General features: G+C 38.4%; 18 protein-coding genes. 1 reads left to right on the top strand and 17 read right to left on the bottom strand.

Going from position 1 to position 22048, the window contains the following annotated elements:
- Window positions 1-36: 36 nt before the first annotated feature.
- The 4 genes from pflB to IGI58_RS16290 form a co-directional block, all read right to left on the bottom strand.
- A complete protein-coding gene (pflB, locus tag IGI58_RS16305; RefSeq protein WP_087640082.1) occupies window positions 37-2283 on the bottom strand; it encodes a formate C-acetyltransferase in 2247 nt (748 codons plus the stop codon).
- 285 nt (window positions 2284-2568) lie between these two features.
- Window positions 2569-5034 carry a DNA topoisomerase IV subunit A gene (gene parC, locus IGI58_RS16300; protein ID WP_429952579.1) on the bottom strand — a complete coding sequence of 822 codons (2466 nt, stop codon included), beginning with the start codon at window positions 5032-5034 and terminating at the stop codon, window positions 2569-2571.
- Between the two features lie 12 nt (window positions 5035-5046).
- Window positions 5047-7116 carry a DNA topoisomerase IV subunit B gene (parE, locus tag IGI58_RS16295; protein WP_225533955.1) on the bottom strand — a complete coding sequence of 690 codons (2070 nt, stop codon included), beginning with the start codon at window positions 7114-7116 and terminating at the stop codon, window positions 5047-5049.
- 123 nt (window positions 7117-7239) lie between these two features.
- Complete coding sequence (locus IGI58_RS16290) at window positions 7240-7665, bottom strand: CoA-binding protein (protein ID WP_087640085.1); 426 nt, start codon at window positions 7663-7665, stop codon at window positions 7240-7242.
- 118 nt (window positions 7666-7783) lie between these two features.
- Here IGI58_RS16290 and plsY point away from each other — a divergent pair, with 118 nt between their 5' ends.
- Complete coding sequence (gene plsY, locus IGI58_RS16285; RefSeq protein WP_225533954.1) at window positions 7784-8416, top strand: glycerol-3-phosphate 1-O-acyltransferase PlsY; 633 nt, start codon at window positions 7784-7786, stop codon at window positions 8414-8416.
- A 49-nt stretch (window positions 8417-8465) separates the two neighbouring features.
- Here the strand turns inward: plsY and IGI58_RS16280 are convergent, their stop codons facing one another.
- From IGI58_RS16280 to IGI58_RS16220, 13 genes are all read right to left on the bottom strand, one after another.
- Complete coding sequence (locus IGI58_RS16280) at window positions 8466-9341, bottom strand: aldose 1-epimerase family protein (RefSeq protein WP_429952580.1); 876 nt, start codon at window positions 9339-9341, stop codon at window positions 8466-8468.
- 15 nt (window positions 9342-9356) lie between these two features.
- Entirely contained in the window at window positions 9357-10145 is a 789-nt protein-coding gene (gene codY / locus IGI58_RS16275; RefSeq protein WP_087640088.1) for a GTP-sensing pleiotropic transcriptional regulator CodY, read from the bottom strand.
- Between the two features lie 69 nt (window positions 10146-10214).
- A complete protein-coding gene (gene hslU / locus IGI58_RS16270) occupies window positions 10215-11618 on the bottom strand; it encodes an ATP-dependent protease ATPase subunit HslU (RefSeq protein WP_429952581.1) in 1404 nt (467 codons plus the stop codon).
- A 16-nt stretch (window positions 11619-11634) separates the two neighbouring features.
- On the bottom strand, window positions 11635-12183 hold the full coding sequence (gene hslV / locus IGI58_RS16265; RefSeq protein ID WP_087640090.1) for an HslVU peptidase proteolytic subunit: 549 nt from the start codon (window positions 12181-12183) through the stop codon (window positions 11635-11637).
- A gap of 81 nt (window positions 12184-12264) precedes the next feature.
- Window positions 12265-13164, bottom strand: coding sequence for a tyrosine recombinase XerC (gene xerC / locus IGI58_RS16260; RefSeq protein WP_429952582.1), 900 nt, complete (start codon window positions 13162-13164; stop codon window positions 12265-12267).
- 229 nt (window positions 13165-13393) lie between these two features.
- On the bottom strand, window positions 13394-14713 hold the full coding sequence (trmFO, locus tag IGI58_RS16255) for an FADH(2)-oxidizing methylenetetrahydrofolate--tRNA-(uracil(54)-C(5))-methyltransferase TrmFO (protein ID WP_429952583.1): 1320 nt from the start codon (window positions 14711-14713) through the stop codon (window positions 13394-13396).
- A 97-nt stretch (window positions 14714-14810) separates the two neighbouring features.
- Window positions 14811-16889 (bottom strand): type I DNA topoisomerase, encoded by a 2079-nt coding sequence (gene topA / locus IGI58_RS16250; protein WP_087640093.1) that lies wholly within the window; start codon window positions 16887-16889, stop codon window positions 14811-14813.
- A 120-nt stretch (window positions 16890-17009) separates the two neighbouring features.
- Complete coding sequence (gene dprA / locus IGI58_RS16245; protein WP_429952584.1) at window positions 17010-17891, bottom strand: DNA-processing protein DprA; 882 nt, start codon at window positions 17889-17891, stop codon at window positions 17010-17012.
- A gap of 66 nt (window positions 17892-17957) precedes the next feature.
- On the bottom strand, window positions 17958-18725 hold the full coding sequence (locus tag IGI58_RS16240; protein ID WP_087640095.1) for a ribonuclease HII: 768 nt from the start codon (window positions 18723-18725) through the stop codon (window positions 17958-17960).
- On the bottom strand, window positions 18715-19578 hold the full coding sequence (ylqF, locus tag IGI58_RS16235; RefSeq protein WP_087640096.1) for a ribosome biogenesis GTPase YlqF: 864 nt from the start codon (window positions 19576-19578) through the stop codon (window positions 18715-18717). The genes IGI58_RS16240 and ylqF overlap by 11 nt, the downstream gene beginning before the upstream one ends.
- Before the next feature lie 8 nt (window positions 19579-19586).
- Window positions 19587-20141 (bottom strand): signal peptidase I, encoded by a 555-nt coding sequence (gene lepB / locus IGI58_RS16230; protein ID WP_429952585.1) that lies wholly within the window; start codon window positions 20139-20141, stop codon window positions 19587-19589.
- Between the two features lie 155 nt (window positions 20142-20296).
- Window positions 20297-21742 carry a S41 family peptidase gene (locus tag IGI58_RS16225; protein WP_429952586.1) on the bottom strand — a complete coding sequence of 482 codons (1446 nt, stop codon included), beginning with the start codon at window positions 21740-21742 and terminating at the stop codon, window positions 20297-20299.
- Between the two features lie 84 nt (window positions 21743-21826).
- Window positions 21827-22045, bottom strand: coding sequence for a YozE family protein (locus IGI58_RS16220; RefSeq protein ID WP_087640099.1), 219 nt, complete (start codon window positions 22043-22045; stop codon window positions 21827-21829).
- Between the last annotated feature and the right edge of the window lie 3 nt (window positions 22046-22048).

Genomic DNA, 22048 nt, shown 5'->3' with positions numbered 1-22048 from the left:
GGGATGACACGAGGTCACCCCTTCAATTGTATGTTCTTACAGTCTATCGTGTGAAGTTCTAGAAATAACGTCTGCTTGTTGCTCAGGAGTTAAGTCACGGAATTTCACGGCATATCCAGATACACGGATCGTTAAGTTTGGATATTTTTCTGGATGTGCTTGTGCATCTAAAAGCAATTCATTTGTGAATACGTTAACGTTCAAGTGGTAACCACCTTTATCGAAGTAGCCATCCATTACGTTACGTAGATTTTCGATTCTTGTTTCATCATCTTTACCTAAACCGTTAGGATTGATCGTTTGTGTATTAGAGATACCATCTAATGCACTTGTGTACTCAAGTCTAGCAGTTGAGTTAAGTGAAGCTAAAAGACCATTTTTCTCACCTAAGAATTTACCATCTTGATAACTTGGGTTAGCACCTGGTGCCAATGGTTTACCTGCACGACGTCCATCTGGTAAGTTACCAGTTGCTTTACCGTAAACTACATTAGAAGTGATTGTCAATAATGAAGTTGTTGGTCTAGCGTTACGGTACGTATGTTGACGTCTGATTTGAGTCATGAAGTACTCAAGGATCCAGTTAGCCATTGCATCTGCTTCTTCATTGTCGTTACCATAAGTTGGGAACTCATTTTGAGGAACATAATCAACCGCTAAGCCGTCTTCATCACGAATAACTTTTACATTACCATGTTTGATAGCCATTACTGAGTCAGCAGCATGTGAAATACCTGCGATACCAGTTGCAAATGTACGTTGTAAGTTACTTTCCATGAAGGCTAATTGTGCTGCTTCATATGAGTATTTATCATGCATGTAGTGGATAACATTCAATGTATTTACATACAATTCAGCTAACCAATCCATGATGTCTTTGTAACGATCGATAAATTCGTTGTAGTCTAAAGTATCGCCAGTCATTGGGCGGAATTTAGGAGCTACTTGCATTTTTGTTTTTTCGTCCACACCACCATTGATCGCGTAAAGCACAGCTTTAGCTAAGTTGGCACGAGCACCGAAGAATTGCATATCTTTACCCATAACTGTTGCAGATACACAACATGCGATCGCACAGTCATCTGATCCCCAGTTAGCACGTAATAGATCATCATTTTCGAATTGGATCGAAGAACTTTGTTTTGCGATTTTAGATGCAAATGTTCTGAATCCTACTGGTAAATGAGATGAATACAATACAGTTAAGTTTGGTTCTGGTGATGGTCCCATGTTTGTTAAAGTATGCAGGATACGGAAATCATTTTTAGTTACTAATGAACGTCCATCCAAGCCCATACCAGCGATCGATAATGTCGCCCAGATTGGGTAACCAGAGAATAATTGGTTGTATTCTGGTGTACGAGCGAATTTAACCATACGTAGTTTCATGATCAAGTGATCGATCATTTCTTGCGCTTCAAATTCAGTGATCAATCCAGCTTCTAAATCACGTTGGATATAGATATCTAAGAATGCAGAAATACGTCCGATAGACATTGCTGCTCCATTTTGTGATTTGATTGCACCTAGGTAACCAAAGTATAACCATTGGATTGCTTCTTTAGCATTTGCTGCTGGTTTAGAAATATCAAAACCATAAGTTGAAGCCATTTCTTTAAGATCTGCCATTGCTCTGATTTGTTCAGAGATTTCTTCTCTTAAACGGATAACATCGTCAGTCATCACTTTGTTTCCTGTGTTGCTTAAGTCTTTTTTCTTCTCAGCGATCAAGAAATCCATACCGTATAAAGCAATACGACGGTAATCACCAATGATACGTCCACGTCCGTATGCATCTGGAAGACCTGTGATGATTTTGTTTTTACGAGCTGATCTCATTTCTGGTGTATAAGCATCGAAAACACCTTGGTTGTGTGTTTTTCTCCACTCAGTAAAGATTTTAGACATTTCAGCGTCTACTTCGTAACCGTTTGAAGTTAAAGAGTTATTCGCCATGTTGATACCGCCGAATGGCATGAATGCTTGTTTCAAAGGTACGTCAGTTTGTAGACCTACGATTGTTTCTTCTTCTTTGATCAAATACCCAGGTTCATGAGAAGTGATTGTTGCAGGAATATTATTGTCCATGTCGTACACACCATTTTGTTCATGCTGTACTTCAAATAATTCCTGTAATTTTGTCCATAATTTGTCTGTGCTTGGTGCGATCGGTTCTAGGAAAGAGTCATCACCTGTATACTCAGTATAGTTTCTTTGAATGAAATCACGTGTATCTACTGATGTTTTCCACTTGTCGCCTTTAAAGCCTTTCCATTGCTCCATTGATGGGCCTCCTTAGTATGCTGTTGATTAATGTAACAGCTTTATGTGATTAGTATAACACATCGCTATTTTTATGCAAGCCTTTCCTTATTATATTTTGAGCGAAATCGCTATTTTTTTTAATAAAACAGTATGAAACGTTGATTTATAGGGATTTAATATTTGTGATATGATTAACGAACTAGAATCAGTTTTATATAAAAAGTAAGAAATCTGTAATACAAAAAGCTAGAACTGTATTAGTACAGTTCTAGCTTTTTTCTAATTCTATAGAACAGAATTGATTTATTCAGTCTCATCTTTTTCAGGCAACTCTGCTGTATGCATTTCATGGACTTCTAGGATTTCTCCATCTTGTTTCTCATCCAACATAAATGAACCATTAGAAGTTCTGTCGTTAATTGGGTATGTCTGAGAATCAATCGTATATTGTTTGCCGCTTTGAGTAGTTACTAAAAGCTCTAGCGTACTGCTTTCTGACATAAAGCTCACACGATGTGGATTTTTCTTTAGTTCCCTTAAGACCATCAGTCCTCGTTTTGCTCTACCTAACTGTGTGAGTTCTTGTGCAAGCATTCGCTTGATACTTCCACGCTGCGTTAAGATCACGACCGGTGTATCTCCTTCTTGATAAACTAATAGACCGTTGACCACATAATCTTGGTCTTTTAAGTTCATCGCTTTTACCCCAGCAGCTTTTGCTCCGACGACTGGCACCTCTTCTAATGGATAACGGAGGCCAAATCCTCGATGACTAACTAAAAAGACATCCAAGAGCTTTTGCTCATTCGTCAAATAAACATTGACGATTTCATCTGTATCGGATTTCAGTTTCATACAGTTTGTTGGTCGACTCTTATAGGTTCTCCAAGGTTCAAAATCAGTCATTTTTGTTTGCTTGATCATACCTTCTTTTGTCATGAAAACAAATGTTTTTGTCGGTGACAGTTCTTTATAGGTATAAACAGCGATGATCGACTCATCTATCGACAGATTTAGAATCGTTTGAGAAATGTGCTCGCCGATTTCTTTCCATCTTAGATCTGGTAATTCATGGACCGGACGATAAATCACATTCGCTTTATTAGTGATCAATAAAACATGATCCAACGTATTGACTTCACCGGTATAGAGCAGGAAGTCCCCTTCCTTCATCCCGATTTCTTCCGGCTTGGATGCACTGTAAGAGCGCAAACTGCTCCGCTTAATGTAGCCTTCATGTGTTACTGTGACTACAACATCTTCTTGAGCAACCAATACTTGTGTATCGATCTTGATCTCTTGGATCTCATTTTCGATTTGAGTCAAACGTTCATTTCCATATTGCTTTTTGACCTCGCGAAGCTCTTTTTTCATGACATTGAACAATTCTTTTTCATCATTCAAAATAGTTGTCAATTCAGCAACTAAACGACTAAGTTCTTCCGCTTCTTTTTCAAGCTGTGTAATATCTGTATTTGTTAAACGATACAATTGTAAAGTAACGATTGCTTCCGCTTGTGCTTCTGTAAACGCGTACTCTTTCACTAAATTGTTTTTTGCATCTTTTTTATCCTTTGATGCACGGATCGTTTCAATGACCTGATCAAGGATCGATAAGGCTTTGATCAAACCAGATACGATATGTTGACGGGCTTGCGCTTTATCCAATTCAAACTGACTGCGGTTTGTGATCACTTCTTTGCGGTGCGCAACATAGCTGTCTAAAATACGTTTGAGCCCCACTTGATGCGGTGTCATGTTATCGATGGCAACCATATTAAAGTTGTAATTGATTTGCAATTCAGTATTTTTAAAAAGATAGTTCAAGATTCCTTCAGCGTTGGTATCCTTTTTCAACTCGATAGCGATCTGCAGCCCCGTTCGGTCACTTTCGTCACGAACTTCGGCGATCCCCTCGATTTTTTTATTCAGACGTACTTCATCGATTTTTTTCACTAGTGTCGCTTTATTCACTTCATAAGGAATTTCAGTGACGATGATCTGCTGTTTACCGCCTTTTAATGGTTCGATTTTTGTTTTCGAACGGAGAATCACTTTTCCTCGTCCTGTTTCATAGGCCTTCTTGATTTCTTCTTTTCCTTGCAGAATACCTCCTGTAGGAAAATCAGGTCCTGGGATAAATTCCATTAATTTTTCTAATGAAGCATTTGGATGATCGATCAGATAGATCGTTCCATCTATGATTTCGGCTAAATTATGCGTAGGGATCTCCGTCGCATAACCTGCTGATATCCCTGTGGAGCCATTGACTAACAAATTGGGATATTTTGCGGGTAAAACTGTTGGTTCTTTTTCTGTATCATCAAAGTTCCACACAAAGTCGACGGTGTCTTTTTCGATATCTTTCAGCATTTCTCCACTTAATTTTGATAAGCGGGCCTCAGTATAACGCATGGCTGCAGGCGGATCACCATCCATACTTCCATTATTCCCGTGCATTTCGATCAAAACTTCACGAAGTTTCCAGTCTTGACTTAGACGAACCATCGCTTCGTAAATACTGCTGTCTCCATGGGGGTGATAATTCCCCATGATATTTCCGACAGATTTTGCTGACTTTCTAAAACTTTTTTCAAATGTATTGCCATCTTTGTTCATGGAAAATAAAATTCTGCGCTGAACTGGTTTTAATCCATCACGAATATCTGGCAGGGCACGCTCTTGAATGATATATTTGGAATATCTTCCAAAACGATCGCCCATTACTTCTTCAAGAGTCAGTTCTTGAACTTCTTGGCGTTTTTCCACATTCATCACTCCCTACTCTAAATCGAACAAACTGATTTCTTCAGTTTCTGTCTTTTTTTGTTCATTTTCTATTTTTTTCTCTTCATCCAAAACGTCGTTTGAAATGGAAGGTGCAATCTCTGTTTCGCCATCTTTACGGTCTAAAATACTGCCGTCTTCTTCTAAAGTGAATTGAACATGACGTTCGATCCATTTTCTTCTCGGCTCTACCTTATCTCCCATAAGAGTGGTAACACGACGTTCTGCCTGAGCTGCATCATCGATACGAACTCGAATCAACGTACGAGTTTCAGGGTCCATCGTTGTTTCCCATAACTGATCTGCATTCATTTCACCAAGACCTTTGTAGCGTTGCAGCATATAGCCTTTACCAACTTGTTCTGTTACATTTGCAAGCTCTTCGTCGGTCCACGCGTATTCAGTGATCGCTTTTTTACCCAGCCCTTTTGAAACCTTATACAACGGAGGTAAAGCAATATAAACTTTGCCTGCTTCGATCAGCGGCTTCATATAACGATAAAAGAACGTCAATAACAAGACTTGGATATGCGCACCATCGGTATCTGCATCGGTCATGATAATGACTTTATCATAATTGCAGTCTTCAACTGAAAATTCAGGACCAACACCGGCGCCGATCGTATAAATCATCGTATTGATTTCTTCGTTTTTGAGAATATCCTGCATTTTTGCTTTTTCTGTATTTAACACTTTTCCTCGAAGCGGCAAAATTGCTTGGAATTTTCTATCGCGGCCTTGTTTTGCAGAGCCGCCGGCAGAATCTCCTTCGACTAAGTAAAGTTCATTTTTCTTAGGGTTTCGCGATTGAGCAGGTGTTAACTTACCGGATAAAAGAGACTCCCCTTTTTTCCGTTTCTTTCCATTTCTGCTTTCTTCACGTGCTTTACGAGCGGCTTCACGTGCTTCACGTGCTTTGATTGCTTTACGAACTAATTGCTGACTCATTTCGCTATTTTCTTGAAGGTAGAAGCCCATTTGTTCACCGACAACATTATCCACTGCATTTCTGGCAAGAGGTGTACCTAATTTTTCTTTTGTTTGACCTTCAAATTGCAAGAGATTTTCAGGTACACGAATAGATAAAACTGCAGCCAAACCTTCACGAAAGTCACTGCCCTCAAGATTTTTGTCTTTTTCTTTCAATAGACCTACTTTACGAGCATATTCATTATATGCTTTCGTCATGGACGTTTTCATCCCGACTTCATGAGTTCCGCCATCTTTTGTTCGGACATTGTTAACAAATGACAAAACATTTTCTGAATAGCCATCGTTATACTGATAAGCTAATTCAACTTCGATCCCTTCTTTTTCACCAGAAAAATAAACAACTGGGGTCAAGGTATCTTTCTCTTCATTCAAATACGAGACAAATTCTTTGATTCCTTCTTCATAATGGAAGACTTCTTCTTTAGGTTCTTCTCCTCGCAGATCAGCAAGTGTGATTTTTACCCCTTTCAATAAGAAAGCAGATTCACGTAAGCGTTCCGCTAATGTTTCATAAGAGAAATGGATCGTAGAAAAAATCGTATCGTCAGGTAAAAAAGTAACAGTTGTCCCGTTCTTTTTATTTGTCTTCCCGATTTTTTTCAATGTACCGACAGGCTTCCCGCCATTTTCAAAACGCTCTTTATATTCAACACCATCGCGGACGATCGTTACTTCCAGCCATGAGGATAATGCATTTACAACGCTGGCACCTACTCCGTGAAGTCCACCGGATGTTTTATAACCGCCCTGTCCGAATTTTCCACCTGCATGTAATACGGTAAAAATTACTTCTACAGTTGGTATTCCTGATGCGTGCATCCCTACGGGCATACCACGTCCAGAATCGACGATCTTTATACTATTGTCTTTTTGAATGACTACATTGATTTCATTTCCATACCCTGATAATGCTTCATCGACGGCATTATCTACGATTTCATACACTAAATGATGTAATCCGCGGCTATCTGTTGAACCGATATACATCCCTGGTCTTTTACGTACCGCTTCCAAACCTTCTAAGACTTGGATGGAGGCGTCATTGTATTCATTGTTTACCTTTTTCGCCAAAGAAAAAAACTCCTTATACTTGAATTATAGGGCCCTTAGCCACATCATTACAATAATACTCTAAAAACTCTCAAAAAAAAAGAGCTTTCCTATTCGGTAACTCTTTCTTAAGATCATTTGTGCTTATTTCGGCATTTTAGCGAGTTCGATCTTAATGCAACGATTCATTATGATAGCATTTCTTCCTGCTTTTTTCAATAATTCCGCAGCTTCTTCACTTTCTAGCCCTAGTTGTGCCCAAAAAACTGTCGCATTTGTTTCTAAAAAGTCACGGGCAACTTCTGGTAAGAATTCACTTCTGCGGAAAATATCGACAATATCGATTGAGCCAGGGATATCCTGAAGTTTTTCATACACATATTCACCAAGGATTTCTTGCCCTGCCAAGACTGGATTGACTGGAATGATTTCATATCCATATTCCTGCAATAATTCTGCAATTTGGTAGCTTGTTCTATCAGGCTTATTACTTAAACCGACAACTGCGATTCGTTTCGCTTCTTTCAAATAAGTAAAGATTTGTTCTTGTGATGGATTTTCAACAGACATCTTTGTCACCCTCTCTTAATTTCGCTTCTTTCTTATTATACAACGAATAGTTAATTATTGTTAGCTGTTTCTATTCATGATAAAATATAGGCTAGCTTGAACAGAAAGAGGTCACTTGATGAAATTTATAGTATTATTGATCATTGCCTATTTATTAGGTTCGATTCCGTCTGGCGTTTGGATCGGAAAACTTTTTTTCAAAAAAGATATTCGCCTTTTCGGGAGCGGCAACACTGGAACGACCAATACGTTTAGAGTATTAGGGAAAAAAGCTGGAATCACTGTTTTATTGATGGATATTTTAAAGGGAACTTTAGCAACTAGTTTACCACTCTTATTTTCTTTGAATGTCAATCCGTTGGTTTTCGGTGTAGCAGCTGTATTGGGACACACATTTCCAGTTTTTGCGAATTTTAAAGGTGGCAAAGCTGTTGCAACAAGCGCGGGGATGATTTTAGCCTATAGTCCAACATTTTTTGTTTATTCTGCATTGATTTTTATTATTACATTGTATATTACCAGTATGGTAAGTTTGACTAGTATGGTTAGTGCTGTGTTGATCACATTATCAACGATCATTATTCCTTTCGCGATCCCACAGATTTTGCCGAGATTTGACTGGTTGCTGACTTTGATCGCTGTGGCATTGACGATTTTTATTTTTGTCCGCCATAAAGACAACATCAAACGAATCAAAGAAGGAACAGAAAGCCGTGTGTCCTTTGGATTAGGTGCAAAAAATAGTAAATAAAAAAAGCCAAAGCTCGAGCGTATTAGGTGTTCGTCTTTGGCTTTTTTTATTATTTCGCTGTTAGTGTATAGTGTGTCTTAAATATGCCTGAGCTATCAAGCTGATTGATGCCGATTTTATCAATAAGATTCCCTGTTGCATCTACACCATCTGCAATTCCGCACCACGGCTCGATACAGACGAATGGGGCTTCCTTTGGATAAGGAGACCAAAAGCCGACATAAGGCATGTCAGCATAGCTTAAACTAATGCTGTGTGGACTTTCATCCGTTGCGATCGTAAAGGTATTGACTCCTTTTGTTTCAAAAATGATCGCATCCTCTTTAAATAACTCTCTGCGCAAATCTAGACTTGTATTTGTCTGTCCAAGTGTCTTGTGAGCAAAATCAGCATAAGGACCACTTAATGGGATTTGAATGCGTGACTTTTGTGGTGAGAACCCTAAATAATAATCATCGAATGATAAGTTCTTTTCTAAAGGCACATTAAAAGCTGGATGACCGCCAATCGAAAAGTACATTTTTTCATTGCCAGTATTTTCAACCTGATAGTTTACAGTAAGATTGTTTTCTTCTAAGACATAAGAAAGAATCAATTCAAAATCAAAAGGATAGACTTTCTTCGTTTCTGCTGAACTTTTAAGCGACAAGGAAACTAATTCTGTCCCGTGTTCGAGTACTTCGAAAACTTGATCTCTCGCGAAGCCATGCTGTCCCATCGGATAAGACTTGCCACCATATGTGTATCGATCATCTTTCAATCTACCTACAAAAGGAAAAAGAACAGGTGCATGACGTCCCCAGAAAGCTGGATCTCCGTTCCAAATATATTCGATATCACTTTTTTTAGATTTTAAACTGATCAATTCCGCTCCGTCTTCTGCAATCGTTGCGATCAAAAATTCATTTTCAATTTGTACAGTCATTTGTCATGCCCCCTACTAGTTCTCTTTTTCTAGCTCTTTCATGAATTGCTTATTCAAGACTTTCAAATAAGTCCCTTTCATCCCTAACGAACGAGATTCAATGATTCCGGCAGATTCTAATTTTCTCAACGCATTAACGATCACTGATCGCGTGATTCCAATCTCATCTGCAATACTTGAGGCTGTCAAACGACCTTCTTCCCCATCTAAAGCTTTGAAAATCGCATGAACAGCTTTCAGTTCGCTATAAGATAGCGTGTTGATCGCCATTTGAACAGCGGTTGCACTGCGAACACTTGCTTCGATCGATCTGGATTGTTGATACAAGATCTGCATGCCAACAACGGTCGCACTATATTCAGCTAGAACTAGATCTTCATCATCAAAAGACTGTTCCACTCTCGCCAAAATGATCGTCCCTAAACGTTCTCCTGCCCCAAACATCGGTACAATCGTTGTCAATCCAAACGGATATTTTTCGCGCCATTCCACAGGAAAAGCTGTCAGATCACTTGTAATGGAAATATTTGCTTCTGTTTTAGCTAAATTGTCCGCTGCATCTGTATAGCTTTGAGGAAAGCGTTTTTCTTCAAACATATGTTTGACACGTGCATTATTGACATCTAGTTTTTCATTATACCCTAACAGTACGCCCTCACTGCTGATGATGTAAGCATTGCTATCTAATACGTCCCCTAAGATCATTGCCATTTTATCGTAAGGTAAATCAGCTTTTTGATCAAACGTATTCTTTTGCTGTAATAATTTGTTAATTTGACGCGTTTTTTCTAATAAAGTAGTCATTTTTACTCCTCCTAATTTAAAAACTATCAAGCTTGTTTTAAAAAGATGTCCGAAGAACGTTTACTAGGATCAAAGAATGTAGCGGCTTAAATCTTCGTTTTGAACGATGCTGTTCAATTTTTCGTTCACGTAGGCTTCTGTGATCGTAATTTCACCCATTTGCATATCTGGTGCTTCAAATAACAAATCCTCTAAAAGACGCTCTAAAATCGTATGCAGGCGACGTGCTCCAATATTGTCCGTGTCGCGATTGACATCAAAAGCGATATCAGCAATACGCTCTATTGCTTCTTTAGTGAAAATAACTGTTACATTTTCTGTTCCGATCAATGCTATATATTGTTTGATCAACGCGTTATTTGGTTCAGTCAGAATCCTAACGAAATCTTCAGCGGTTAAATCATCTAGTTCTACACGAATCGGGAAACGCCCTTGCAGTTCCGGGATCAAATCACTTGGTTTTGATAAATGAAAGGCACCCGACGCGATAAATAAAATATGATCTGTTTGGATCGGACCGTATTTTGTATTGACTTGTGAGCCTTCAACGATCGGTAAAATATCACGCTGTACTCCTTCGCGTGACACTTCTCCAGAATTTTGCTGGCTTTTTGACGTGATCTTATCGAATTCATCAATAAAAATGATCCCGCTACTCTCTGTTAAACGAATCGCTTCGCTGTGAATATCAGCATCTTTGACGATTTTAGCTGATTCTTCTTTGACTAGCAGTTCTTGCGCTTCTTTTACAGTGACTGTGCGCTCTATTTTTTTCTTTGGTGACAATGCCCCTAGCGTTTCGTTTAGATCGATCCCCATTTGCTCCATCCCTGCATTCATTGCCGGCATATTTTTCTTAGGTTCATCGATTTCGATTGTAACTTCACGATTATTCAACAGTCCTTTTTCTAACTGCTCAAGAACGGTTTTTCGGTTGATTTTGATTTCTTCCGTTACTTCTTCTTGTGTTTCCTGTGGCTGTTGTGCTGCTGAGAACATTTGCATCATTTGTTCAAATTGATTAGTTGATGCTTGTTTTTGTTCTTTTTTGATCCCAGGAACCAATACTTTTACCAGACGATTATTCGCTTTTTTTAGCGCTTGAGAATAGACTCGACTGTATTGTTTTTTTTCGACGATTTGAATGGCATTTTCTACTAAATCGCGGACCATTGATTCCACATCACGACCTACATAGCCAACTTCCGTGAATTTAGTTGCTTCAACCTTTATAAATGGAGCATTGACGATTTTAGCCAAACGTCGAGCGATTTCAGTTTTCCCGACCCCGGTAGGACCAATCATCAGCATATTTTTAGGTGTGATATCCTGCTGCATTTTTTCATCGAGCTGCAGACGTCTGTATCGATTTCTTAAAGCAACAGCGACAGATTTTTTAGCCGTTTCTTGGCCAATGATATATTCATCTAATTCCTTCACGATTTCTCTAGGTGTTTTATTCAGTTCATTCATAGCTAGAATCCTCCATCTATAATTCTTCTACAATAATATTGTGGTTTGTAAAAACACAGATATCTGCGGCTATATTCAATGCATTTTCCGCAATACTTTTGGCAGACATCTCTTTATCACCGTAATGTTTCATCGCTCTTGCAGCGGAAAGTGCGAAGTTGCCACCTGAGCCAATAGCTAAAATGCCATCATCTGGTGTGATCACTTCTCCTGTTCCGGAAACTAAAAGCATTTCCTTTTTATTCATGACGATCAACATTGCCTCTAACTTTTGCATAGACTGCTGTGTACGCCATTCCTGAGCGAGCTCAACAGCTGCTCGAGTCAGATTTCCATTATATTCATTCAATTTACCTTCGAATTTTTCTTCTAAAGTAAATGCATCTGCAACGCTGCCTGCAAAACCGACAACGACCTCATCATTATAAATTCTACGAACTTTTTTAGCCGTTCCTTTCATCACGACAGATTCGCCCATCGTAACTTGACCGTCACCAGCCATCGCGAATTTTCCATCTTTTTCAACCGCACAAATCGTTGTTGAGTGAAATTGTGATTCAACCATGATAGTTCCTCCTAAATCAAAAGCTCACACGCTTTTGTTGTATTATAGATCCACGCCTTTAAAGCAGCTAATATTTTTTTGCTAAGCTCGAGGGTGAAATGTTCGATAATTTTTTTGTAAACTTTCTTTTGTTACATGCGCATAAATTTGAGTTGTCGATAAATCCGAATGTCCTAAGAGCTCTTGGACGGTTCTCATGTCAGCGCCATTATTCAGCAAATGGGTGGCAAAGGTATGCCGCAGCATATGGGGGTGGATATCCCCGTTTAGCGTGCTTTTCTTGATCAATTGATTCAACACATATTCGATCCCTGTTGATGTGATCTGATCCCCATGGTGATTGATGAAAATAAATGCATGATCTTTCCCGTGTTTTTCCATCAAAACTTTTCTGCCATGTTCAAGATACTCTTTTAATGCATCTTGAGCGAATGAGCCGAAAGGAACATAGCGATCCTTGTTTCCTTTCCCATGAATGAGTAATACATTTGCAGAAAAATCCACTGACTGGAGCGTTAAGTTAGCGCATTCACTCACACGAATACCCGTTCCGTATAAAATTTCAAGCAGTGCCTGATTTCTTAAGTCCAGTGGTTTTGTTCCCTTAACACTCTCAAAAAGTGCATCCATCTCTTTTTCATAAAAGAAACGAGGAAGTCTCAATTGCTTTTTTTTCATATGAACATAGGAAAATGGATTTTCTTTGATTACTTCATTTTTAAGTAAAAATTGATAGAATGAGCGTAAACTAGCAATTTTTCTACTGATCGAATTGCGACTGTATTTCTTATCGTACAGAAAACTTAAGTATGTACGAATATCCAAATGATCGACTGTTAAATAATCAGCGTCTCCAGAATTTTTCAGGAAATCAAAAAAATTTAGAATGTCTTCTTCATAGGCAATTCGTGTTTTTTCAGAGTAACCGCGTTCGACGATCAAGTAAGTTAAGAACATCTCCGGCCAGTTTTTTTGCTGCATAATTTTCCCTCCATCAAATTACAAGGTAACTTTAGCATAACCATTTTGAAAAAACAAATGAATTGTCAGAATTTAATTAATATTTTCAAATTTAGTAACAATTTATTCATATTTGAAGATAAATAACTCGTGTTTTATAAGGGAAATCTAATCTGTAACAAGTCAAAAAGCAGACAAAAAAAGCTAAGGTACAGAATGTTTCCACCCTAAGTACCTTAGTTTTTAGTTACTAATCGACAAGATCAAATTCTTTTTTTGTCTCAGCCAATTTTGTTAATGCTCTATTGGCAATTGCTTCATAACGCTCTTTTTTATCACGAATTCGTTCAGGCATCTCAGGAAAGAGACCGAAATTAGCATTCATTGGTTGGAAATGCTTGCCTTCTGCATGAGTGATGTAATAGGCCATACTGCCAAGTGTCGTTTCTCTTGGGAAGACAATAGGCTCTTCCCCTTTAGCTAAACGCGCTGCATTGATACCTGCCAATAAACCACTAGCCGCACTCTCAACATATCCTTCAACACCAGTCATTTGACCTGCAAAAAACAGGTTCTCTCTCTTTTGAGATTGATAGGTTGGTTTTAAAAGCTTTGGTGAATTCATGAAACTGTTTCGATGCATCACACCATATCGCACAAACTCAGCATTTTCTAACCCAGGAATCATTTGGAAAACACGTTTTTGCTCTCCCCATTTTAAATGAGTTTGAAATCCAACTAAATTGTATAAAGACGCTGCTGCATTATCTTGACGCAATTGAATCACCGCATACGGACGTTTTCCTGTTTTAGGATCTTCAAGTCCTACAGGTTTTAAAGGTCCAAATAGCATTGTTTTGATTCCGCGTTTAGCCATTACTTCGATCGGCATACATCCTTCAAAGAATTTTTCTTTTTCGAATGTTTTTAACGGAACGACTTCAGCAGAAACTAATGCTTCGTAAAAAGCAGTGAATTCTTCCTCTGTCATAGGACAGTTTAGATAAGCTGCTTCTCCTTTATCATAACGTGATTTCAGGTAAACTTTATCCATATCGATCGTTGCTTTATCAACGATCGGTGCAGCTGCATCATAAAAATAGAAACCATCTGAACCATTGAATTCTTTGATTTGTTCTGCCAAAGCTTCTGAGGTCAAAGGTCCTGTTGCTACAATAACGATTCCTTCTGGTAATGCAGTGATTTCTTCATTTTTTACAGTAATTAACGGATGTTTTTTGATTCGATCTGTGATTTCCTGAGAAAAGGTATCTCGATCGACTGCCAAAGCTCCTCCTGCGGGAACTGCCGTTAAATCAGCGCTATTGATTATAATTGAGTCTAAACGGCGCATCTCTTCTTTTAAAACCCCTACTGCATTCGTTAAATTATTTCCTCTTAAGGAATTAGAGCAAACTAACTCAGCAAAATTTTCAGTCTGGTGAGCTGGTGTCTTTTTTACTGGTCGCATTTCATATAGAGTAACTGGCACACCCGCTTTGGCAACTTGCCAAGCAGCTTCACTGCCAGCTAGACCGGCGCCAATAACTGTTACAGAAGTAGTAGTCATTTAGATCCCCTTTTCTTTTATATAGATACAGAAACAATTGACTTTAAAAAAGTAATTGCTTCTGTATAATTGATTATTTTATTTGTAGTCAAGATAGCTATTTTTGAACATTTTCTTCGTAATCACCATTGATACAGACAACTTGTTTTCCGCCTTTGACTTTCTTTTCAACAAGATACTGACCACATTTTGGACATGGACGTCCAATTGGTTTATCCCAAGAAGTAAAGTCACATTCTGGATAACGGCTGCATCCATAGAACAATCGGTTTTTCTTAGATTTACGTTCAATAACTTGGCCTTCATTACAAACTGGACATGTTACACCGATTTCTTTAACGATGGCTTTAGTGTTTCGACATTCTGGGAAATTGCTGCATGCATAAAATTTTCCGTAGCGTCCTAGTTTGATGACCATTGGGTGTCCGCAAAGGTCGCAGTCAAAACCAGCTGGCTCATCTTTGATTTGGATTTTTTCGATTTTCTCTTCTGCGTTGGTCAATTCTTTTTCAAATGGTTGGTAGAAGCGGTCCACAACTTCCACCCATTTTTCCTGCCCAACGCCGATTTTATCCAAATCCCCTTCCATTGATGCAGTAAAATGGACATCAACGATTTGCGGGAAGAATTCCACGATCAGAGAATTAACGATTTCACCAAGTTCAGTTGGCTCAAAACGTTTATTCGTTAATTTAACATAATAACGTCTTTGAATAGTTTCCAAAGTTGGTGCATACGTTGATGGACGTCCCACTCCGTTTTCTTCCAATGCGCGGATCAATGTTGCTTCACTGAATCGTGCTGGAGGTTGAGTGAAATGTTGTTTTGGTTCGATATCAACAGCCTTGACTTTATCTCCTTCAACTAAATCAGGAAGAATATTTTCTTTGTCTTCTTTTCCGTCATCTCGACCTTCAACATAAACTTGCATGAACCCTTTGAATTTCACTTTTGCACCGTTTGCAATGAAAATCACGCCATTTTGCTCAAGGGTTACTTTCATTGTATCCAGCACTGCTGGTGTCATTTGACTTGCAACGAATCGGGACCAAATCAATGTATACAATTTAAGTTGGTCTTTGTCTAAGTATTGCTTGATTTCATTTGGTGAGCGCAATACACTTGATGGTCGGACAGCCTCATGGGCATCTTGCGCCCCTTGCGAATTTTTTGCTTTACGCCCGCCGTGTGCTGAAAATTCACTGCCGTAATTTTTTTCGATATATTCTGCAGCTTCTTCTTTCGCTGAATCCGCGATTCTGGTTGAGTCGGTACGCATATAAGTGATCAAACCAACTGTTCCCTGTTTTCCTAAAGCAATTCCCTCATATAGCTGTTGGGCAACCATCATTGTTTTTCTCGTTCTAAAATTCAATTTTCTAGCTGCTTCTTGTTGTAGGCTACTCGTGGTAAAAGGTAATGCTGGATTACGTTTACGTTCTTTTTTCTCAACTTTGGTAACATCATAATCTTTTCCCGTAATTCTAGTGGTCACTTCTTTGACTGCTTCAGCATTAGGTAATTTTTTCTTCTTTCCATCCACACCCCAAAAATTCGCTTTGAATTTTTTCTTTGCTTTTTGGAAATTTCCATCAATACTCCAGTATTCTTCTGGAATAAATTTACGAATATCATTTTCACGATCAATAATGATCTTCAATGCAACAGACTGAACACGGCCGGCACTTAAGCCTTTTTTGACTTTACGCCATAGAATTGGGCTAAGTGAATAGCCAACAAGACGGTCTAAAATTCTACGAGCTTGTTGCGCATCTACTAAATCTAGGTCGATCGTTCGAGGTTCTTTGAACGCAGCTTTGACAGCTTCTTTTGTAATTTCGTTGAAGACAACTCGGTTTTTGTCTTTCAGATCAAGGCCGAGAAGGTAAGATAAATGCCAGGCAATTGCCTCTCCTTCTCGGTCCGGATCGGCTGCGAGATAGACTTTATCAGCTTTTTTAGCAGCAGCTTTTAAACTTTTGATTACATCGCCTTTACCTCTGATCGAGATATAGTGCGGTTCATAATTATTTTCAATATCGATACCCATTTTACTTTTTGGTAAATCACGAATGTGTCCAACACTGGCAACTACCTTATAATTTTTTCCTAAATATTTTTCAATCGTTTTGGCTTTAGCTGGGGATTCTACAATAACTAGATATTTATACGCCATTCAACGTGTGGCTCCTTTCGGTTTTTGTGTTTCTTCTATTATATATATCAAAATGTAGAGAACTCACAAATCGTACTTCATCATATCTATTCATCACAGGTTTGTCAAGGATTGATAGTATTAAATTGAAAAATTTTGGATTTCTTCAAGGATATCTTGAGGGCAAATCGTACACTTTGCACCTTCTTGAATCAGTGTATGACAGCCATCAGAACGCAAATCTAGTGAATTTCCCGGAACTGCAAATACTTCTCTTCCGTATTCTAATGCTGCTTGTGCAGTAATTAAAGAGCCACTTTTTTTACTGGCCTCGATCACACATGTACCTAAACTGATGCCTGCGATGATCCGGTTTCTCATTGGAAAATGGTATTTTCTTGGCTTTGTTCCGTTAGGATACTCACTGATCACTAGCTGTTCTGCCATCATTTTGCGTTGAACATGAGCTGTTTCTTTTGGGTAGCAATAGTCTAGTCCCGTTCCGATCACACCGATCGTTTGACCTGAATGATGCATTGCTATTTGATGGCTCACACTATCTATTCCCTTAGCTAATCCACTGACGATCGTCAGCCCATGTTCAATCATTTTAGGTACTAATTGCCTAACGACATTTATTCCATAAACAGAAGAAGATCTAGCGCCAACAAAAGATAAACAAGGATTCTTTAAAAGAGCGATATTTCCTTGGTAAAATAATAAAACTGGACAATTATAGATTTGCTTGAGATACGTTGGATAGTCATCATCTAAAATTGTAATAAAATTATGCTGTTCTTGAAAAGATCTTAGGCTCTTATCTTCTCTAGTCCAATACTCCCAAGAGTGTAAAAAAATCTTCTGATAGGTTCGGATTTCAGCTATGTGAATAATCTCTTCTTTGGAGAAATCAGCTATATTATTATAATTCATTGAAAAATCTAATACTTTTAGCATTCCTAGATTGCCTATGCCTTTACATACCGAAAGTTTAAAAAATAGTGCCCGTTGTTCTTCATTCATAAAAAAACCTTCCTTTGTGTATACTTGTTATAGTAAGTATCCGCAAAAAAAGGTCTTTTTTATTTTTTAGCAAAAATCTTTTATTGGAGCAAAGGTCTTTCTATGAATTTTACAAATTCCCAGCTCCTTGATCCCTTGTAAATGCTCTTTTGTTCCATAACCAGCATTTTTTTCAAAACCATAACCGGGATACATTTTGGCATAGTCCTCCATCAATCGATCACGAATAACTTTTGCTACAATACTTGCAGCTGCAATCGAAACAGAACGTGCATCTCCTTTTATGATATTTTCTTGAGGGATCTTGACATCCAAAGTCATTGCATCTATCAACAAATAATCAGGAATGAAGCATAGATCTTCTAATGCGATTCCCATTGCAAGTTTAGATGCCTGATAGATATTGATTTCATCGATTTTATTGTGATCAACCATGCCAATACCGATAGAAATAGCTTGATTTTGAATTTGATCATAAAGCTCATCTCTTTTTTTAGCAGATAACTTTTTAGAATCATTAACACCAAGCAATTGAAATTTTTCTGGTAAAATAACCGCTGCTGCAACAACTGGTCCAGCCAAAGGACCTCGACCAACCTCGTCGATTCCTACGATCAAACGATGTCCTTGTGCGCGGGCATTCCTTTCAAACACTTGCATCTCATCTAAAAGCGCTATGTCCTTTTCATGTCGTTGAATTCTGCGTTCCCATTGCTTGAGAGCTTGTTGTACTCCGCTGCGCTCATCTTGCTGCCAGTGCTCAATTCGTTCGTCATCTCTTCTATCAATTTCAGCTAAAGCCATTTTTATTTGTTGAATCGATTCAGCTTTCATCATTTATAGCTCCTAATTCTTCCCAACGATCTAATGTATAAGGTCCCAATTTACTGCTTCGGATCTCCTGGATGATCATTTCACTTGCTCGATCGTAATCATCACGGTACCCACGTTTTTGACTGATCAGCATCAAAAGCTCCGCAGGTGGTAAAAAAGTTTCTTCTTCAGTTAGACGGTATCGTTCAATCAAACGCTCAGGATAAAAACGAGAAAAAAACGACAAACCATAAATGGCTAAATCATCTAAATGAAGAAGTTGATCCTTGATTGCTCCCGTCAATGCCAATTTTTTTCCAATTTCCTGATCTTCAAATTTAGGCCACAAAATACCCGGCGTATCTAAAAGTTCTAGCTCCGTTCCTGAACGTAGCCATTGTTGTCCTTTGGTAACACCCGGCTTGTTGCCTGTTTGTGCTATTTTTTTTCCGACTAATCGATTCATCAGCGTTGATTTCCCGACATTAGGAATCCCAATGCACATGGCACGGATCGCGCGAGGCTTCAGTCCTTTTGCTCGTTCACGTTCGATTTTCTCTTTCAGAGCCTTTTTGGCTTCTGGAACGATTTTATTGACTCCTTTATTCTGCTGAGCATTGATAATCAGGGTATGGTAACCTTTTTCTTGAAAATATTGTTGCCATTTTTGATTCTGCTCCTTATCTGCCAAATCTCCTTTATTCAATAAGATCAATCGAGGTTTTTGCTGAACGATTTGATCCATCATTGGATTGCGGGATGAAAGCGGTAATCTCGCATCAATCAGTTCAAATACGATATCTACGTATTTGATTTTCTCTGATACTTCTCTTCTGGCTTTTGCCATATGTCCTGGGAACCACTGTATTGTCATTTTATCACCTATCTTGGTATAAATTTCATGTGTGAAAATGGGTAGTACACAAATTGCGCTTTGCCTAAAATATACTTACTTTCGACTGCTCCGAAAGAACGGCTATCCTTTGACATCCGACGGTTATCACCTAGTACAAAGTAATGATCTTCAGGCAGCACCTTTTCTGTAATCAGATCACTCAAATCAAAATTGGTCGTGTAAGGAACCGTTTCATGATCTTTTTTCAGATTTTTTTCTAGGAAGGGTTCTTCTACCGGAGTTTCATTCACATAAAGCTGATCGTTCTCATAGCGAATTGCATCCCCCGGCAGTCCAATGATCCGTTTAATATAAATCGATCCATTCGGTAATTTAAACACAACTACATCAAACCGCTTGATCGAAGTGAACTTCTCCATCACGATCATATCCCCTTGATTCAGTGTTTTGGCCATTGAACTTCCGTCAACCGGAACAGGAATCAAGAAAAAACCTCTCAAAATAAAAACTAAGACAACAGAAGGAATGAGTAATTTCATGAAAGAAATAAAGTAACCAACATAATTTTTCTTTTGATTCATCTTCCCCATCCTTTCGTCTATCTTATTATAAAGGAAGAACATTAGAAAAAGCGACTATTTTTATAGAAAAAAATGAATCCTTTTGCAAAATAAAGTAAAGGTGTGAAAAAGGTAAAATATCGTTTGATGAATCACCCCAATTCACACCATCATTTTTAATTTTTGTTTCGTTCTTCCTGTAATTCTTTGATGCCTAAATCATAGGCTTGATCATTTTCAACAATTTTTTTCGCTACTTCTTTTTCGATATGATCTGCAGTTTCGTTATCTACTTCACCAGTAGCTGGAAGACCGTTCTCAGTTTGAACAGCAGCTACAGCATTTTTCGTTTCTTCAGAAAAATCACTGCTTTCGGCATTTACTTCATATCCCAAAGCTTTTAATAAAGCATTGAGATTTTTGACAACAGAGGAAGAATCGCCTATTTTCAATGTTTTGTCTCTAGAAATCGGAGCTAGATAGGCATAGTCAGGGTAATCTGCTTTGATCGTTGGCTCTAATCCTTTTTCATGAATCCACTCACCTTTAGGCGTCAACCACTTCATCACAGTCAATTTGATCTCACTTTTATCGTTCAAATTCTTCACTGATTGGACAGTGCCTTTGCCGAAGGTTTTCATCCCAATGATTTTTTTATTTCCAGATTCTTTTAGAGCCGCTGCGAAAATTTCAGAAGCACTCGCACTGCCTTCGTCCACCAAAACAACAGTTGGCTCTTTTACTTTAAACCCGTCATCTAATTCAGAAGAAGCCGTATCTTCACTTGTATTTCCCTGCTTATCTTCAAATTTCACGATAGTTTGACCATCTTCTAAGAACATACTGGCCATCTGTTCCACCTGATCCAATAAGCCCCCAGGATTTTGACGTAAATCGATCACGAAGGAGGTTGCCCCGTCTTTTCTTAATGAGATGATCGTATCTTTCAACTCTTGGTATGTATTTTCACCAAAGGAAGAAATTTTGATGCTGCCGATCGTTTTATCTTTGGCATCGATTTCTCCCTTAACAGTTTCGATCGGGATCGTATCTCGTTTTAATTTTAGCTCAAAAGTTTCAGAACCACGAGTGATGGTCAAGCGGACTTCTGTCCCTTTTTTTCCTCGTATTTTACTTACAACTTCAGTGAGTGTTTTTCCTTTTGTTTCCTCATCATCCACTTTGATGATTTGATCGTTTGCTTTGATTCCTGCCTTTGCAGCTGGAGATCCGTCGATCGGTGCTTGTGCCACAGTAGGTAGTTCATCGGTCATGGTCATGGTTGCACCAATTCCCTCAAAACTTCCTGAAAGACTTTGATCCAGTTCATCTGCCTCGGGTTCATTTAAATAGCTGGAATATGGATCGTCTAACGCTTCTGTCATTCCTTTTAGTGCACCATCTACTAGCTTTTCTTCATCGACCTTTCCGACGTAATTTGTGACAATTTCGTTGTAAAGAGCGTCAACTTTTTTTAGCTCACTGCTTTGCATTGGACGATCTGCAAGTTGTTTTTTATATTGGTGATCAAAATAAATATAACTACCACTTCCAACAAGAAACGCGACACATAAAATTGAAATTATGTACTGATAATAAGGCACTTGTCGTTTCTCTTTCATAGCGTTCTCTCCTTCCTGCTAATTTATACTGCATGCATTCCAGTGTAACATGAAAAAAAAGCAAGGAAAAGTCTTCCCCGCTTTTTATTTGTTGTTTTCTAAGTATTTTTCCCACAACTCATCAAAAATGAGCATATTGCTTATATAATCTACATTCATTTCCAAGTAACTGGATATTTCATGATAATCCTCAGATTGTTTTGGGAATTGAATGTCTTTTGCAGCGTCATTGGCAAATTGACTTTCTGCAGTTTTTTTAGGAGCTCGTAAAGTCATTAAGTAATGGTAGAAACTTCTTCTCATTGA

It is taken from the genome of Enterococcus sp. AZ020, from assembly GCF_050499205.1.
Taxonomy (GTDB): domain Bacteria; phylum Bacillota; class Bacilli; order Lactobacillales; family Enterococcaceae; genus Enterococcus_L; species Enterococcus_L dunnyi.
The sequence above is the reverse complement of the archived record's forward strand: the minus strand, read 5'-3'. Positions and strand labels throughout refer to the sequence as shown.

What these genes read in the sequence shown, in the direction of transcription:
- pflB (WP_087640082.1), bottom strand. Translation starts at nt 2,283, where the DNA reads ATGGAGCAATGGAAAGGCTTTAAAGGCGACAAGTGGAAAACATCAGTA.
- IGI58_RS16290 (WP_087640085.1), bottom strand. Translation starts at nt 7,665, where the DNA reads ATGTCTGTTGAAAATCCATCACAAGAACAAATCTTTACTTATTTGAAA.
- dprA (WP_429952584.1), bottom strand. Translation starts at nt 17,891, where the DNA reads ATGAATGAAGAACAACGGGCACTATTTTTTAAACTTTCGGTATGTAAA.
- IGI58_RS16240 (WP_087640095.1), bottom strand. Translation starts at nt 18,725, where the DNA reads ATGAAAGCTGAATCGATTCAACAAATAAAAATGGCTTTAGCTGAAATT.
- plsY (WP_225533954.1), top strand. Translation starts at nt 7,784, where the DNA reads ATGAAATTTATAGTATTATTGATCATTGCCTATTTATTAGGTTCGATT.
- lepB (WP_429952585.1), bottom strand. Translation starts at nt 20,141, where the DNA reads ATGAATCAAAAGAAAAATTATGTTGGTTACTTTATTTCTTTCATGAAA.
- xerC (WP_429952582.1), bottom strand. Translation starts at nt 13,164, where the DNA reads ATGCAGCAAAAAAACTGGCCGGAGATGTTCTTAACTTACTTGATCGTC.
- ylqF (WP_087640096.1), bottom strand. Translation starts at nt 19,578, where the DNA reads ATGACAATACAGTGGTTCCCAGGACATATGGCAAAAGCCAGAAGAGAA.
- hslV (WP_087640090.1), bottom strand. Translation starts at nt 12,183, where the DNA reads ATGGTTGAATCACAATTTCACTCAACAACGATTTGTGCGGTTGAAAAA.
- IGI58_RS16220 (WP_087640099.1), bottom strand. Translation starts at nt 22,045, where the DNA reads ATGAGAAGAAGTTTCTACCATTACTTAATGACTTTACGAGCTCCTAAA.
- IGI58_RS16280 (WP_429952580.1), bottom strand. Translation starts at nt 9,341, where the DNA reads ATGACTGTACAAATTGAAAATGAATTTTTGATCGCAACGATTGCAGAA.
- topA (WP_087640093.1), bottom strand. Translation starts at nt 16,889, where the DNA reads ATGGCGTATAAATATCTAGTTATTGTAGAATCCCCAGCTAAAGCCAAA.
- codY (WP_087640088.1), bottom strand. Translation starts at nt 10,145, where the DNA reads ATGACTACTTTATTAGAAAAAACGCGTCAAATTAACAAATTATTACAG.
- IGI58_RS16225 (WP_429952586.1), bottom strand. Translation starts at nt 21,742, where the DNA reads ATGAAAGAGAAACGACAAGTGCCTTATTATCAGTACATAATTTCAATT.
- hslU (WP_429952581.1), bottom strand. Translation starts at nt 11,618, where the DNA reads ATGAATGAACTGAATAAAACACCTAGAGAAATCGTGAAGGAATTAGAT.
- trmFO (WP_429952583.1), bottom strand. Translation starts at nt 14,713, where the DNA reads ATGACTACTACTTCTGTAACAGTTATTGGCGCCGGTCTAGCTGGCAGT.